General features: G+C 66.1%; 11 protein-coding genes. 3 read left to right on the forward strand and 8 right to left on the reverse strand.

Annotated elements, in window-relative coordinates; genetic code table 11:
- Window positions 1-19: 19 nt before the first annotated feature.
- Window positions 20-2011 (forward strand): beta-galactosidase, encoded by a 1992-nt coding sequence (locus tag DM816_RS22780; protein ID WP_117212375.1) that lies wholly within the window; start codon window positions 20-22, stop codon window positions 2009-2011.
- Between the two features lie 74 nt (window positions 2012-2085).
- Here the strand turns inward: DM816_RS22780 and DM816_RS22785 are convergent, their stop codons facing one another.
- Complete coding sequence (locus DM816_RS22785; RefSeq protein WP_211588812.1) at window positions 2086-4407, reverse strand: family 43 glycosylhydrolase; 2322 nt, start codon at window positions 4405-4407, stop codon at window positions 2086-2088.
- A gap of 16 nt (window positions 4408-4423) precedes the next feature.
- The gene (locus tag DM816_RS22790) at window positions 4424-6139 is read right to left on the reverse strand and encodes a right-handed parallel beta-helix repeat-containing protein (protein WP_162907725.1); all 1716 of its coding nucleotides are present in this window, start codon (window positions 6137-6139) and stop codon (window positions 4424-4426) included.
- Between the two features lie 530 nt (window positions 6140-6669).
- Here DM816_RS22790 and DM816_RS22795 point away from each other — a divergent pair.
- Window positions 6670-7683 carry a LacI family DNA-binding transcriptional regulator gene (locus DM816_RS22795; RefSeq protein WP_246002142.1) on the forward strand — a complete coding sequence of 338 codons (1014 nt, stop codon included), beginning with the start codon at window positions 6670-6672 and terminating at the stop codon, window positions 7681-7683.
- A 171-nt stretch (window positions 7684-7854) separates the two neighbouring features.
- On the opposite strand, the gene DM816_RS22800 is transcribed toward DM816_RS22795, so the two are convergent.
- Together DM816_RS22800 and DM816_RS22805 are read right to left on the reverse strand one after the other, a co-directional pair.
- The gene (locus DM816_RS22800; protein ID WP_162907726.1) at window positions 7855-8370 is read right to left on the reverse strand and encodes a nuclear transport factor 2 family protein; all 516 of its coding nucleotides are present in this window, start codon (window positions 8368-8370) and stop codon (window positions 7855-7857) included.
- Between the two features lie 54 nt (window positions 8371-8424).
- Window positions 8425-8826, reverse strand: coding sequence for a nuclear transport factor 2 family protein (locus DM816_RS22805; RefSeq protein WP_117212379.1), 402 nt, complete (start codon window positions 8824-8826; stop codon window positions 8425-8427).
- On the opposite strand from DM816_RS22805, the gene DM816_RS22810 reads away from it, so the two are divergent.
- Entirely contained in the window at window positions 8825-9823 is a 999-nt protein-coding gene (locus DM816_RS22810; RefSeq protein WP_117212380.1) for an RNA polymerase subunit sigma-70, read from the forward strand. The genes DM816_RS22805 and DM816_RS22810 overlap by 2 nt on opposite strands.
- A gap of 151 nt (window positions 9824-9974) precedes the next feature.
- Here the strand turns inward: DM816_RS22810 and DM816_RS42795 are convergent, their stop codons facing one another.
- The 4 genes from DM816_RS42795 to DM816_RS22830 all read right to left on the reverse strand — a co-directional run bounded on the left by DM816_RS42795 (window position 9975) and on the right by DM816_RS22830 (window position 14436).
- Window positions 9975-11765: a carbohydrate-binding protein gene (locus DM816_RS42795; RefSeq protein ID WP_162907727.1), complete on the reverse strand. Its 1791-nt coding sequence runs from the start codon at window positions 11763-11765 to the stop codon at window positions 9975-9977.
- Window positions 11766-11772: 7 nt separating this feature from the next.
- On the reverse strand, window positions 11773-13206 hold the full coding sequence (locus DM816_RS22820; RefSeq protein ID WP_117212381.1) for a non-reducing end alpha-L-arabinofuranosidase family hydrolase: 1434 nt from the start codon (window positions 13204-13206) through the stop codon (window positions 11773-11775).
- Window positions 13207-13498: 292 nt separating this feature from the next.
- A complete protein-coding gene (locus DM816_RS22825; RefSeq protein WP_117212382.1) occupies window positions 13499-14107 on the reverse strand; it encodes a hypothetical protein in 609 nt (202 codons plus the stop codon).
- Between the two features lie 98 nt (window positions 14108-14205).
- Entirely contained in the window at window positions 14206-14436 is a 231-nt protein-coding gene (locus tag DM816_RS22830; RefSeq protein WP_162907728.1) for a hypothetical protein, read from the reverse strand.
- Between the last annotated feature and the right edge of the window lie 72 nt (window positions 14437-14508).

A 14508-nucleotide genomic window follows, 5' to 3' on the forward strand; every position in this document is an offset into this window, starting at 1 on the left:
CTCACAGACTGGAGCACGTATGAACAACGCCGCCCGCACGCTGCCCCGCCTCGGCAAGATCGGGTACGGCGGGGACTACAACCCCGAGCAGTGGCCCGAGCAGGTCTGGCACGAAGACGTGCGGCTCATGCGTGAGGCCGGCGTCAACCTGGCCAGCGTCGGCATCTTCGCGTGGGCGATGCTGGAACCCGCCCCGGGCGAGTACGACTTCGGCTGGCTTGACCGAGTGCTCGGGCTCCTGCACGAGGGAGGCATCGCCGTCGACCTCGCCACCCCCACCGCTGCCCCGCCCGCATGGTTTTTCCGGCGGCACCCGGAGGCGCGCCCGGTTACCCATGAGGGGCATGTGCTCGGCGGCGGCGCGCGGCACGCGTTCTGCCCCAGTTCGCCGGCGTACCGCGAGGCAGCCGCCGGCATCGCCGCGCAGTTGGCTCGCCGCTACGCCGACCACCCGGCCGTGGCCCTGTGGCATGTGCACAACGAATACGGATGGAGCAACCACGCCTGCTACTGCGACGCCTCGGCGGACGCGTTTCGTCGCTGGCTGCGGCAGCGGTACGGCACGCTCTCCGCGCTCAACAATGCCTGGGGCACCACCTTCTGGGGCCAGCGATACGGCGACTGGGCCGAGATCGACCCACCCCGGCTCGCGCCGCCCGGCGTCAACCCCGCACTGCAACTGGACTATCTCCGTTTCTCCTCCGACGAGTACCTGGACTGCTTCCGAATCGAACGCGACGTGCTGCACCGGCTCGCCCCCGGCGTGCCCGTGACGACGAACTTCATGGTGCCCAACTGCAAATGGATGGACTACTGGAAGTGGGCCGCCGAGGTCGACGTCGTCTCCAACGACCACTACCTTCAGGCTGAGCGGCTGGACAACCACATCGAGCTCGCCATGGCGGCCGACCTCACCCGGTCGGTCGCGCGCGGCCGGCCTTGGTTGTTGATGGAACACTCGACCGGCGCGGTCAACTGGCAGCCCCGTAACATCGCCAAGGTTCCTGGCGAGATGCGCCGCAACAGCTTCGCGCACATCGCCCGCGGCGCCGACTCGGCGTTGTTCTTCCAGTGGCGCGCCTCCCGTTTCGGCGCGGAGAAGTTCCACTCCGCGATGGTGCCGCACGGCGGCACCAGCACCCGGATCTGGCGCGACGTGGTGAGGCTCGGCGCCGAGCTGTCCAATCTGGACGAGCTCGTCGGCACGCGGGTGGCTTCCGACATCGGGATCGTGTGGGACTGGGAATCGTGGTGGGCGCTCGAATTGGAATGGCGCCCGTCCTTCGACCTGAGGTACCTCGACCGGATGTCGGCTTACTACGAACGCGCCTGGCGGGCCAACCGCACCGTCGACTTCGTCCACCCAGAGGGCGACCTTTCCGGGTACCAGATGATGCTTATCCCCAGCCTGTATCTGATGTCCTCCTCCGCTGCCGAGAATCTCGCCGCGTACGTCCGGAGCGGCGGAACGCTTGTGGTCTCCTACTTCTCCGGCATCGTGGACGAGATCGAAACCGTGCACCCCGGCGGACACCCGGGTGCGCTGCGCGACCTGCTCGGCCTGTCGGTGGAGGAGTTCCTGCCGTTGCGTGCCGGGGACCGTGTCCGCCTGGAGCGGAACCTGACCGCCGACGTGTGGGCCGAACGGCTGGTCCTGGCCGGGGCCGAGCCGGTGCTGCGATATCTGGACGGGCCGGCCGCAGGCGAACCGGCGGTCACCCGCCATCGCGTCGGCCAGGGCACCGCCTGGTATGTCTCCACCCGTCTCAACGGCCGCGACCTCGACGTCGTGCTGCAGGAGGCGGGCCTGACCGCCCGCGACGGTCTGCCGGACGGCGTCGAGCTGGTCAGGCGGGTCGGCGACTCCGCCAGCTATCTGATCGCGATCAACCACACCGACGGGGACGTGGAGGTGGCCGCCTCTGGCAAGGAATTGCTCACCGGCGCGCCCTGTCATGGCGTCCTGCCGTTGCCTGCCGGAGACGTGCGCGTGCTGCGTGCTGCTTCGTGAGCTGATAAACCTGGTCGGGGCAGAAGGGTGTCCGGGAAACTCGGACACCCTTCTGGCCATGGTGGTGTTAGTGGTTATGCCATGGGGCCGACGTCGAGGTAGTCCACATTGGGTATTCCTGCCGCTGTGGTCGGGTCGAGCCGGATGGTGTTACTGCCCGCGTTCAGTGTGACGGTCAGGGTTTTGGTGACCCAGGTGGTCCAGGCGCCGGTGGCCTCGAAGGAAACCGTGGCGAGCGTGGTGCCGTTGACGATCAGGTTGGCCGGCCTGGCGGTGGTGCCGCCGTTGGCGAACCGGACCCCGATCGTGGCCGTGCCGGCCGCCGTCGCGTTCACCGTGAACTGGACATACGCGCCGACCGCGTTGGTGCCGTTGCAGAAACCGCTACCCGAGAAGCCGGCCTGGTTGGAATCGATCGTGCCCTGGCAGATCGCCGGCGGGGTCTCGGCCTCATAACGCTGCCCCGACGGGCCACCGGAGGTCTTGACGAGTGAGAGTTGGTCGACGATGACGCCGCCCGAACCCGACGCCCGCACGGTGACGGTGACGGCCCCGCCGGGCAGGGCGATATCGGCGAGCCTGCGCTGGGCCCAGCCGCTGGAGGACGGGATGCTCAGGGTGCGTGCGTTGCCGCCGGCGTCGGTGACCACGACCTGCCCTGCGCTGCCTCGCGCGTGCAACGACAGGGCGTAGGTGCCTGCGGGCACATTGATCTGCTGCCTGGTACTGCCGCTGTTGCTGACCTGCAGAGCGAAGCGGCTGCCGTTGGCACCGCCGTTGACGTTGGTCACCGAGCCGCCGCTGTTGGTCCACCCGCGCAGGTTGGAGACGATGATGCGGTCGGCCTGGAAGTCGGGGTTGAGAATGTAGTTGTTGTTCGGCCCGACCCGCCACTCCCCGGTGGTGGCGTTGAACTCCCACTGACTCACCGAATGAAACTGCGGCCGGGCGGTCCCGGTCCGGGTGATCGGCACCCACTGGTTGTAGCCGATACCGTTCCACGCGAAGTCGGCCCACCGGTCACCGGCATAGATCACCGTGTTCTGCACGGTCCCCTTGACGGTGACGAAGAAGCCGGTCTGGGTGACGTGGCTGTAGTCCATCTCCGTACCGGCCAGGACATACTCGCCGCTGTAGGACCCTTGGACGCTGCTACCAGTCGACTCATTGACGTAGTTGACCGAAGTGTTCCAGCCGTGCAGGTCCGACGCCGCGTGGTAGTACTTGCCGTCGAGCTTGAACATGGCGTTGCCCTCACGACCGGCGCCGCTGCGGATCTGCACGCCTGGCTCGACATACAGCGAGTCCGACGCCCTGATCCTGGAGACGAAACCCCGCGACCGTCCCTCGCGGTTGGAGAAGATCAGGTAGTCCTGCCCGTTGTCATCGGTGAACACGGTCTGATCACCGGTGCCCGTCGTCGGGGAATTCGTGACCTGGACCTGGAAGTTGCCGAAGGTGAAATTGCTGGTCGGCGAGTCGCCCTGCAGGAACAGCACCCCGTGGTCGTGCGTCGGGTGCCACATCTGCACCAGCAGCACGTACTTGCCGGTGTTCTCGTTGTACGACACACCCAAGCGCCCGATCCAGCCGGCATTGCCCATGTTGCCGCCCAGGCGGCCCAGGCTCGTCGACCTCGTGGCGACCCTGTTCTCGAACTTCCAGTTCACCAGGTCCTTCGAGGAGTACACCGGGATCGACTGGAAGGTGACCTGGTTGTCGTACTTCTGCGTGGGGTTGGCCCGGTAGGACTCGGCGCCGAGGTAGTGCACGCCGTACCAGTAGTAGGTGTCACCGAACCGGAACACCCCACCACCCTGCGAATAGATCGGATTGCCGCTCGTGTCGTTCCAGAACGTGTTGTTCGTGATCGTCTGGAACGTCCCCACATCGGCGGCCACCAGATCATCCGCGGCGCTCATCAGCTCCGTCTTCGCCGCGGCCACCTGCGGCGCCGTCGCCGACCCGTCAGCCGCGACACGTTCCGCGTTGTCCAACGCCTTGGCAAACGGAGCCCACGAGCCGCCGGTGTACTTGGCCGCAACACGCGTCCGGTAGTCGGCCACCAGGCTCTTCAGCCCCTGGACCATCACCAGCCCGTCAGCAGCCCCCTGAAGCTTCCCATGAGCCACAGCCCGCTCATTCTGGCTTCCCCGCTGCATCACAGACGCCGCGGCATTCTTCGTGGCAGAGAACGATTCCCAGGAGGTGGCGGTGTAGTCCGCGGGCGAATACTTCGAAACCTCCTCGTAGAGGCCCACCAGTGCATCAGCCGAAGCCGCTTGGCCGCCGGTTGTGGCCGCCGCCGTGGGTCCGGCCGCCGCCACCGACACCAGCAGCAAAGCCGCGGCGACGAGACCCCCTCGTCTCAATGCGTTGCGTGACGTACGCGTCATGATTCGTGTCCTCTCCTCATGCTTCGAGGTGGTCGATGTTGGGAAGTCCGGCCGCCGTGGTCGGATCCAAACGGATGGTGTTGCTGCCGGCGTTGAGCGTGACGGTCAGGGTTTTGGTGACCCACGTCGTCCAAGCCCCGGTGGACTCGAACGAAACCGTTGCCACCGTGGAACCATTGACAATCAGATTGGCCGGCCGTGCGGTGGTGCTGCCGTTGGCGAACCGGACGCTGAGTGAGGCTGTGCCGGCCGCCGATGCGTTCACCGTGAACTGTGCGTATGCCCCGATCGCGTTGGTGCCGTTGCAGAATCCGCTGCCGGTGAAGCCCGCTTGATTCGAGTCGATGGTGCCCTGACACACCGCCGGTGCGGTCTCCGCCTCGTAACGCACGGGCAGCTGCGGTGTGCTGCCGGACTCGAAGGCGCCGAGATCCGGTGCCGCCCCGTTGTAGGGCAGACCGACGTTGACACCCTTGTCGATCAACGTGCTGTTGCTGGCCAGGCGCAGATGAGGCAGCACGGGCAGACTGCCGTCGGCCTGACGGGGCGCGTCCCAACCGGACGTCGACACACTCTGGAACTGCGAGTCCGACAGGGTGACGCCCAGGTTCCATGAGTTGTACGAGGCGTTGGTGCCGTTCATGTTCGCCGTCAGCGTGCCGGTGTAAGCGATGTTGTTGCGCAGGTTGCCGCGGCCGACGGAGTTGCCGCTGGAGTCGATTCCCCGCATGTCGAAGTTGGGGCGGTTTCCGTAGCCGGTGTTGTTGAAGTAATCGTTGGCCACCGGGTGGTGGTTGGAATAGAAACCCGCCGCCTTGTTGAGGAACGCCACCGAGAACCGGACGGTGTGTTTCACCGCGCCGGAGTCGTATTCGGCACCGAAGCCGCCCACCTTGAAGCCGGCGCCGTTGCCGGAAGGCGTCGTCGTCCCCGGCACGTAACCGTTGCGCCACGCCCACGAGTTCTCGATGAGCACCGGTGAGTAGGTGGAGATGAGGTCGTACCCGTCATCGGCGTTCCACCACGCGCGGCAACCCCGGAACACATTCGCGGGCCGTCCGGCCGGCGTGTAGTGCGAACCGAACCCGTCTGCGTTCTCGCCGGGACCGTCGCTGCTGCGCAGGTCGTAGTTGTCGTGCGAATCCGTGTTGAGCACGAGGTTGCCGCCCCCGCCGTTGATGAACAGGCCGGTGCCCATGTGGTGATGGACGTTGAGGCGCTCGAAGATGTTGTTGCTACCCGAAATCCACAGTCCCCAGGACTCGGCGTTCAGGTTGTTGTTTTGCGGCACGCCAACGACTTCCAGCCCCATGAGGTGGATCCAGTTGCCGGTGACGCTGAAGCCCTTGATCCGGCAGTTGTCCGTCATGCGGGAGAAGTCGAAGACCGGCCGCTCACCCGGGTAGGCCCAGTAGCGGATCAGGTTGCCCGAGCTGCCACTCTTGTTCAGGGTGATCGCGTCCACCCTGGCCGTCTGGCTCGCGCAACCGCTGTTCGCACGGGTGTAGGCATAGGTGCCGCCCCGGAAATAGACCGTGTCACCGGGCTGGGCAGCCGTTTGGGCACGGGCGATCGATGCCCAGGGAGCGGCCTGAGTACCCGCCGCGCTGTCACTGCCGTTCGGGGCCACGTAATAGATCTGTGCGGCCGCATGGGCAGGGGGCACGAACGCCCCCACCGTACCAGCCATCACGGCCGTCACGATCATGGCCATCTTCGCTAATGGTTTCATCAACGCTCCTAAGTGGGCAGGTGGTCGCCGACACGTGCCAGGCACCGGATCGCGGCCTGAGTGACGTTCGGAGCGAGGGCCTGCCACGGTGCAGGGAGCTGGCTCGCGGGGCTCGCCAGGGCGGCGCCGGTCAGAAGGGCGCGGCGAGGGAGCTGGGCCATGAGCACTCCACTCTGAGGACGAGGTGGAAACGCTTTCACAATTTCGTAACTTGGAAGGTAAGCCCGGATCTTGAAGGTGTCAATATGGAAGTGGGTTGAACCTGGGAGAGGGCGTGTTTGAGGCTGCCATCATCGATACAAACGTTTCACTTTCTGTCACCTACAGCTGCCGCCCGGTGATGGGATGCTGTCGCCGGCCACCTACTCGACGCGTGGCGCCGGACGCGGTGCCGGCCGGTGGCTTGACACCAACGAGAAAGGCAACCATCATTTTCTGTATCCGTTTTCAGAAAACTTTCCAGAGTTAGGGCGACGATGCGGCGGGCGAGCGAATCTGCTGATGGCAGGCGGCGATCGACCATCCGTGAGGTGGCAAGCCTGGCCGGAGTTTCGGTCGCCACCGTCTCCCGGATCCTTGCCGGCACCTATCCGGCCTCGCCCGGCACCCGTGCCCGTGTCATGCGCGCGGTCCAGGAACTGGATTACGTGGCCAACGCCCACGCCCGAGTCCTTGCCGGCAACAACGTCAGCAAGAGCGTTGCCATCGTGCTCAACTCCGTGATCTCGCCGCATTACGCGCACGTGGCCCAGGGTGTGGAGGCTCAAGCCACCGCCGAGGGCAGGCTGTGCCTGATCGGCACCACCGGCGGCGACCCGAAACGCGAGCTCGCCATCGTCAGGCACATGCGCGAGCAGAATGCCGAAGCTGTCATCCTCGTCGGCAACGTCGTGGCCGACGACAAGTACCAGGAGCGGATGGGGCAGTACGCGCAGGCCTTGGCATCGGTCGGGTCGCGGCTCGTGCTGTGCGGACGCCGGCCGCTCGGCCCCGACGTGCCCGCGGTCGTGGTGGAGTATGACAACGCCGGTGGCGCGTTCGCGGCCACCAGCCACCTGCTGTCCGCCGGTCACGAGCGAATCCTGTGCCTAGGCAGGCGACCGGGCTACACGACGGCCGAGGGGCGGCTTGACGGATACCGCAAAGCCCTTGCCGCATATAACGTTCCGCACGAGCCAGGGCTCGAGGCCGAGGGCATGATGGAGTGGGACGAGGGCTACCGCATGATGAAGGAGCGGCTGAGCACCGGCCCTCAAGACTTCACCGCGGTCTTCGCCATCAACGACCTCATCGCCGGAGGCGCACACCGGGCGCTGGCCGAGCACGGTCTGCGGGTCCCCGACGACGTGTCAATGGTGGGTTTCGACGACCTTCCGCCCTCGCGGGACATCGGCCTGACCACCGTGCATCTGCCGCATGAGGAGATCGGGCGCACCGCCGTGCGGCTGGCACTGGAGCACGCGGCACACGGCGGGGCGCCGCCGCACGTCGTTCTCGGCACACACCTGGTGATCCGCGACTCCGTCCGGCCGCGTCGCCGGTAGGGCCCCTGCAGGAAACCCGATGATGCCCTTCGCCACGCACCGGCGGGAGCGGTGGCGAGCACGCCTTTGACGGCCAGGCTAGAGACGATACCGGCCGTGAGTGCGGATAAAACTCATGCTGGCGCAGGACGGCCCGCAGCAGGGCCGCGGTTCCAACAGCCTGCTCATGGACTAGAGGAATCTGGGGGCCATGTGGTCAGCGATGCGGTGCATGAAGGCGAGGGGTCGCGCGAGGGCCGCCACGAGCGCTCCTGCGGGGCGTCCACGTCGCCTTGCAGAAACCCGCGGTGGGAGCGTGGCGAACAGTGTCGCGAGGCCCGGGAGTGGACGAACAAAGACCGTGTACTCGACGATCTGTCCCTGCTCGTTGACGCGCACCAGATTCATGGCTTCGAGTTCCACCTCGCGCACGCGCGCGTGAAAGGAAAACGCTCCCGTATCACCGAGCACGAGCGGTTCTGTAGTGGCGATGTCGTCGAGGACAGCGAAGATGTCACGGTGCAGTGCCGTGACCTCGTCCCTGCCCTCGAACAGCTTTGTCGCTGACATCGGTGAGTGAAAGACGACGTCGGCTGCCAGGACCTCGGCGACCGCATCAGCGTCGCCGTTTTCACCGGCGGCGCGTAGTGCGTTGATCGCCGCTGAGGCCGGCGAGGTGGGTGGGGCTGCCGGGCTGGGGATGGACACGGGAACTCCTCTTGTCGACGAACATGCGTTGGTGGCGTTGGGCAATCACTGCCTTCAGCGGGATGCCCCAGTTCCTCGTCGAGCGCCATCACCGGCCTGCCGGCGTTGGAACTCCTCGAACGGCAGGCGGTCGAAGATGAACCGGTTATAGACGATCCTCCTGTTCCGGACGGTGACACATTCGGCCGCCGGTGCGCTCTTGGCCGGGATCGTTTCGGTGTCGTACATGAGCAGGGCCGTGCTGTCGTCCCCGAATGCGGCGACCATCTCCGCGCGGATCAGGAACTGTTCCGCGAACGGCCCGAGAAACTCGCGGTACGCCTGGATGCCGGTGAGCCGCCCGGCTGGGGCGTCCAGCACGACGTCGTCCGCGATGTAGGTCATCGCCGCCTCAAGGTCCTTTCCAGTCCACGCGCGGTGGTGAGCCAAAGCAATCTGCAATGCTGGGCTGGTCATGATTTTTTCTCCTTCCGGTGTTGCCCATAACGACACCCACAACCCGAGAAACGGAACGGCTGTGACGCAAGCCACGTTCGAGGAGCTGGTGGCGGAGCACCGGCGCGAGTTGCTCGTGCACTGCTACCGCCTGCTGGGCTCGCTGACCGACGCCGAGGACGTGCTGCAGGAGGCGCTACTGGCCGCCTGGCGCGGCCTGGACGGATTCGAGGGCCGCGCGTCGCTGCGGTCCTGGCTGTACCGGATCGCCACCAACCGGTGCCTCAACGCGCTGCGCGACCGTGGCCGGCGGATCCCGCCCGAGCCCCGGCCGCCGTTCCAGCCGCCAGAGCCCAGCCGCCGCAGTCACGTGACCTGGCTACAGCCCTATCCGGACGAGCTGCTGGAACACGTGCCCGACAGCGATCCCGGCCCCGAGGCACGCTACACCGCCCGGGAGGCGATCGAACTGGCGTTCATCGCGGCGCTGCAGCGGCTCACCCCACGGCAGGCCGCCGTGCTGGTGCTCTGCGACGTGCTCGGGTACCCGCTCGGTGAGGTCGCACCGATGCTGGACACCACACCGACCGCCGTCAAAGGCCTGCTACAGCGGGCACGCGGCGCCGTCGAACGGCAGCACGGCCCTGCCCGCGAGGCACCACCTGCCCCCGGATCTGCACAGGAACGCCGAATGGCCGACCGCTTCGCCGAAGCCTTCACCGGTGACGACTTCGACACCCTGGTCAGCCTGCTCACCGACGAGGCATGGCTGTCCATGCCGCCCGCCCCGCACGAATACCACGGCGTGGCGGCCATCACCGCGTTCCTGCAAACCAGCGCCACCTGGCGCGTCAGCCAAGGACTACAGATCCGGCTGCGCCCCACTCGCATGAACGGACAGCCCGCGTTCGCCTCGCACCTCGTCTCGGACGGCACCGAGCGACCCGGCGGGCTGATAGTGCTCACCCTGGCCGGCGACCGCCTAAGCGGCATGACCCTGTTCCTTCACGACATCTGAACCGGTGCCCTGGCGACGGCTCCACCTGCGGTTTGACGGCCGCCGTCGATGAACTCGCGGGTCTTGACAACTCGCGCCAGGCGCTGACCGGATCACCGAGCGGGCGGCGACGGCCCGATATCGCCTACATCCGGCCGCCGCCGGTCCTTTGTCAGGCCGGAGCGACCTCGACGTAGTCGAGGTTGGCCAGGCCGCTGGCGCTGGTGGGGTTGAGCCGGATGGTGTTGCTGCCCTGGTTAACGTTGACCGTCAACGTCTTCGAGACCCACGTGGACCACGCACCCGTGCCCTCGAACGACACCGACTGCACGCGCGTGCCGTTCACCATGAGATCGGCGGCGCGTGCCGTGGTGGTCCCGTTGGCGAAGCGCACCACGAGCCTGGCCGTGCCCGCGCTCGCCGCGTTCACGGTGAACTGTGCGTAAGCGCCGGTCGCGTTGTCGCCGTTGCAGAATCCGGTGCCCGAAAAGCCCGGCCAGTTGGTGTCGATCGTGCCGGTGCACACCGCCGGCGCTGTCTCGGCCTCGTAGCGCGTAGTCGTGCCGTTGCCTCGTACCACATATGTCACGAGCGAACGCGCCGGCACGGTGGCGGTGAACGAGCCGTTCGACACGCCGAGCGCCGCCTGAGCCGTCATGCTGTTGGAGCCGTTGGTCAGGTACGGCGTCGCCGTGCCGCCGGAGACGCCCGTGTTCTGCAACGAGAACGACACCTGGTTGGAGCTTGCGGCCGCGTTGAGGCCCACCAGGATCACGCTGCCGTCGGTGTTGCGGAAGGCGGACATGCGCAGGTTACTGTCCGAACTGGACGTTGCGATGCGGGTCGCGCCCGGACGGATATACCGGCTGTAGTTGGCCATCGCCCAAAGCCGTTTGGACACGCGATAGCTGTCGCCGTTCATCTGGATGAATCCGCGTGTGGTCCCGGTGGACGCGCCATACCAGTACACGTAGCCGTTGACGTTGCCCCCGGTCAGCGCCGTATGGATCTCATTGGCCACCCTGTACCCGTCGTAACCGCTGCCGTCGTCCCAGGCTTCGTTCCACGTCGTGCCGTCCGGCGACCACTCCGACATCCACGTCGGCTTCGACGTGGCCAGCCGCGTGCTCGGGTAGCTGCCATACGAGTGTCCGGTGTGCAGATCGACCAGACCCCGCGCGGTGCTGTCAGCCTCGATCGCGTTGGTGTAGTTCTTCTGCCCGTCCCAGCCCACGACATCGCAGCAGACCGACTTCAGCCCGGCCGCCCGCGCGATCGGGCCGAAAATCTTGATGAACTCGACCGCCTGCGCCGGCGTCAATCGCATCGACGAATAGTCGGTGGTCCAGTTGGGCTCGTTGGTGAACCCCAGATCCGTGATGGTGATGCCCTCCTGGGCATAAAACTTGGTGAACTGCACCAGATAGTTCGCGTAGGCGCGACGCCAGTCACCGCTGGCACACGAGGCACCAGACAGCCCGCACAGTGTGCCGCCGTTGGTGTCGCTGCCGTTGGTCTTCATGTAGCCCGGAGCGCTCCACGCGTCGGCGTAGAACCGGGTCACCCCATACGCCTTGGCCTGCTGCGCCAGCCACACCTGCCCGTCATCGTCGCCGTCCCAGACATATCGCGGTGTCGCGTTTGGACCACCGGGGTTCGTGGGCTGGATGGAGCCGGCACCCGAGGCGATGCCCAGCCGCAGGATGGACAGCCCGGCGCCGGTGCTGCGGGACAGCAGCAGATCCAGGATCTCCTTCTGTTTCTGGGCGGACAGCCCCTGCGACCCATTCATGATCGAGGAGCGCCCGAAGAATTCTGAGAAACCAAAACCATCAATTTTCTGGTACCCCGTGGAGCCGTTGATGGTCACGGAGGCAGCCCCCAGCGCGGGGGTTCCGATCGCGACCGTGCCTGCCGCAGCCGACATCAGCACGGCCGCCACTGCGAGCAATCGACGTTTCATGGCAACCTCAACAGGTCGAGTTGGTTTGGGTGAGCAGACCCAGCCGCCAGGGCAGCATGCTGTACGGATCACTCGCGGCCGGGTCCTTGCCCTGATACAGGTAGCGCAGGTTGCACGGGCTCAACGGCATCGTCTGATCGTTGCCCGCGCGGATCGCCTCGCCGTGGCTGATGTCGCGCGTCCATGCCGTCCCGCTGAACGTCACGTTGGCCTGGCCGGCGAACGGGTTGGCCTCGGTCGCCGCCAGCGCGGTCCACGGTCCGGTGATCGCAGGCGCGGTCCACGAACGGAAGTACCGCTTCCCGCCGGACCCGATCGCCTCGACTATCAACAAATATTGGGTGCTCGACACGCGGTACACATTGGCGGCTTCCCACAGCGGATAACGGGCAGGGTCCTGCATCGCGATGACCGTGTTGGTCATGCCGTTCGGGAAGTTGGACAGGCTGGTCTCCGACCGGTACAGGTGCCCGTTGTCGTCGGAGGAGAACAGGTAGCACTTCGAGCTGTCGCAGATGATCCAGAAGTCCACCCAGTAGCCGTTGCCGATGTTGTCCCGGATGATCTGCGGCATGCCGTTGGCGTAGAAGCGCTGCGGCGCGGTCCACGACCTCGGGTTGCTGATGTCGGTGGTGGTCGAGTACGCCGCGTTCGATCCGGTCTGGAAGACGAGGTACCACCGCTGCTGTGGCGCGAAGTAGAACACCTGCGGCGCGGCCTTGTAGCCCGTGCCGATCGCGGTTTGGTCGAGGTAGTGCTGCGTGGCCGAATTCGCCTGCGACCAGTCGGCGAAGTTGAGATACACCATGCTGTATGCGCCGTTTTGGTTGGTGGTGGTGGCGAACACGTGGTACCGGCCGTTGTGGTACACGACCGACGGGTCCTTCAGCGCCCGGATGTTGTGCGTGGCATCGGATTTCGGCGAGATGAGTATCCCGCTGGAGCTCCACTGGAAACTGCTCGGCAATCCGCCGCCCAGACCGAAGTCCAGACAGTCGACGTTGGGTAGGCCCGCGGAGCTGGTCGCGTTGATCCGGACCGGGTTGCTTCCGGCGTTCACTGAAACCGTGACGGTTTTCGTGATCCAGGTCGACCAGGAGCCGGTGGTCTCGAACGAGACACTTTGGACGGTCGCGCCGTTGACGACGATGTCGGCCGGGCGCGCGGTCGTCCCGCCATTGGCGAAGCGCACGCCGAGGGTGGCCGTGCCCGCCGCCGCCGCGCTCACCGTGAACTGCGCGTAGGCGCCCACGGCGTTGTTGGAGTTGCAGAACCCGGTGCCGGAAAACCCGGACCAATTCGTATCGATGGTGCCGACGCAGGTGGCCGGAGCGTTCTCCGCCTCATACCGCGTGGGCGCCGCGTACGCCGTATTACCCTGTACCACAATGAGTGTGCCGATGAGCAGGCTTGCGCCCACGATGGCAGACCTCAATCGCATGCCGCCTCCATGTGGTTGGCTGAAGTGGTAGAGCGGCGGAGACGGCCGAAACGCCGTTGTCCGGGCGCGCCCCAATTCAGCGCGGATACGGTTGACACTGGCGCTGCCCGGTGACGCCAGCCGAAGATCCTGGAAAGCGTTTTCCCTTTCGCCGGACAATAGCGACAGGAATCGTTCCGGTCAACGGCGGAACCGCGCGACACCTCAACTTTTTCGACAGATGTCTGAAGGAGGTGGTCAAACTCCAAAAACAGCTGTGGCCCGGGCGGCACGCCCACCCGGGCCACATTCACTAGATCAGCGTGCCGGGCCCTCCCGTGTAGTCGTAGGTGGCCAGTGGCGCACCGAGCACGGCCTGATCGAAATGAACGGTGCTGCGCGGCGGGTGGTGCCCGGCGACCGGCACGAGCCGCAACTGGAAGGGCTCGGGCGTCCCCAGCTTCGCCAAACCCGAACCGAACAGCACATACTCCGGCTCCTGGCGGACGATGTCCTTCTTCACCACGTACCCGTCGGCGTTCGAACTCAAGGCGAGTCTCGCGAGCGGAAGGGCCTGCGCCTTGGCGTTGAATTTCGGCTTGGGCTCGCCAAGGCCGACCATGAACTCGGCGAAATCAGCCATGTCCTCCAATGAGTAAAGGTTGAGGTCCTTGCTCACGGTGTAGGTGTGCAGGGTGAAGGTCGCCTGCTGACCGGGCGGGGTGAACCGGGCAGCCGCATGCAGTGAGAAGAGCACATTGGTCGCGAACCAAGCCGGTGTGTCGGGCATCGGCCGGTGCTCGAAATGCGTCGGCGACGGGCTCGTTGCGGCGAAGAAGTCGTGCGTGAACTCGTTGGCCGGAGAACCGTGGTACAGCTTGGCTCCGGCCTTGAGGACCGTCATCTCGGCGACGCCTCTCATAGGTGAGTCCTTTCGTGGTAGGCATTGCGGTCACCTAAGACGAGGACTCAGCCGGGGCCCGTGATACGAAGAGTTGTGTTGCCGACAGCCGGCGGACCTCAGCTCGCACGCCGGCGCTGACCGGCGAGCTTCTCGGTCTGCCTGCCCAGCACACGTGCGGTGTCCTCGCGCCCGACGGCCCGCAGGAGGTTGGCCACCGCGTCGTACTCGGCGGCGAGCTGCCGGTTTCGACGCTCCTGCCTGCGGCGGATCGGGCGCATCAGGCGATCCCAGACAGCCATCGTCCACGATACGGGTGGCCTGCCGGCCAGGCGCTCGAACAGTTCCATGTCCTGCATTGTGCAGCCATCCGGACCAGCGGCGCTAGCCGCGGCTGCCGCTCCCCCACGCTCGGTGGTTCA

The sequence above is a fragment of the Allorhizocola rhizosphaerae genome (genome assembly GCF_003426775.1).
Taxonomy (GTDB): Bacteria; Actinomycetota; Actinomycetes; order Mycobacteriales; family Micromonosporaceae; genus Allorhizocola; species Allorhizocola rhizosphaerae.

Bases quoted from the DNA above. Each gene is read 5' to 3' on its own strand.
- DM816_RS22790 (WP_162907725.1), bottom strand. From the start codon at position 6,139: ATGAAACCATTAGCGAAGATGGCCATGATCGTGACGGCCGTGATGGCT.
- DM816_RS22805 (WP_117212379.1), bottom strand. From the start codon at position 8,826: ATGACCAGCCCAGCATTGCAGATTGCTTTGGCTCACCACCGCGCGTGG.
- DM816_RS22820 (WP_117212381.1), bottom strand. From the start codon at position 13,206: ATGCGATTGAGGTCTGCCATCGTGGGCGCAAGCCTGCTCATCGGCACA.
- DM816_RS22780 (WP_117212375.1), top strand. From the start codon at position 20: ATGAACAACGCCGCCCGCACGCTGCCCCGCCTCGGCAAGATCGGGTAC.
- DM816_RS42795 (WP_162907727.1), bottom strand. From the start codon at position 11,765: ATGAAACGTCGATTGCTCGCAGTGGCGGCCGTGCTGATGTCGGCTGCG.
- DM816_RS22785 (WP_211588812.1), bottom strand. From the start codon at position 4,407: ATGACGCGTACGTCACGCAACGCATTGAGACGAGGGGGTCTCGTCGCC.
- DM816_RS22810 (WP_117212380.1), top strand. From the start codon at position 8,825: ATGATTTTTTCTCCTTCCGGTGTTGCCCATAACGACACCCACAACCCG.
- DM816_RS22825 (WP_117212382.1), bottom strand. From the start codon at position 14,107: ATGAGAGGCGTCGCCGAGATGACGGTCCTCAAGGCCGGAGCCAAGCTG.
- DM816_RS22830 (WP_162907728.1), bottom strand. From the start codon at position 14,436: ATGGAACTGTTCGAGCGCCTGGCCGGCAGGCCACCCGTATCGTGGACG.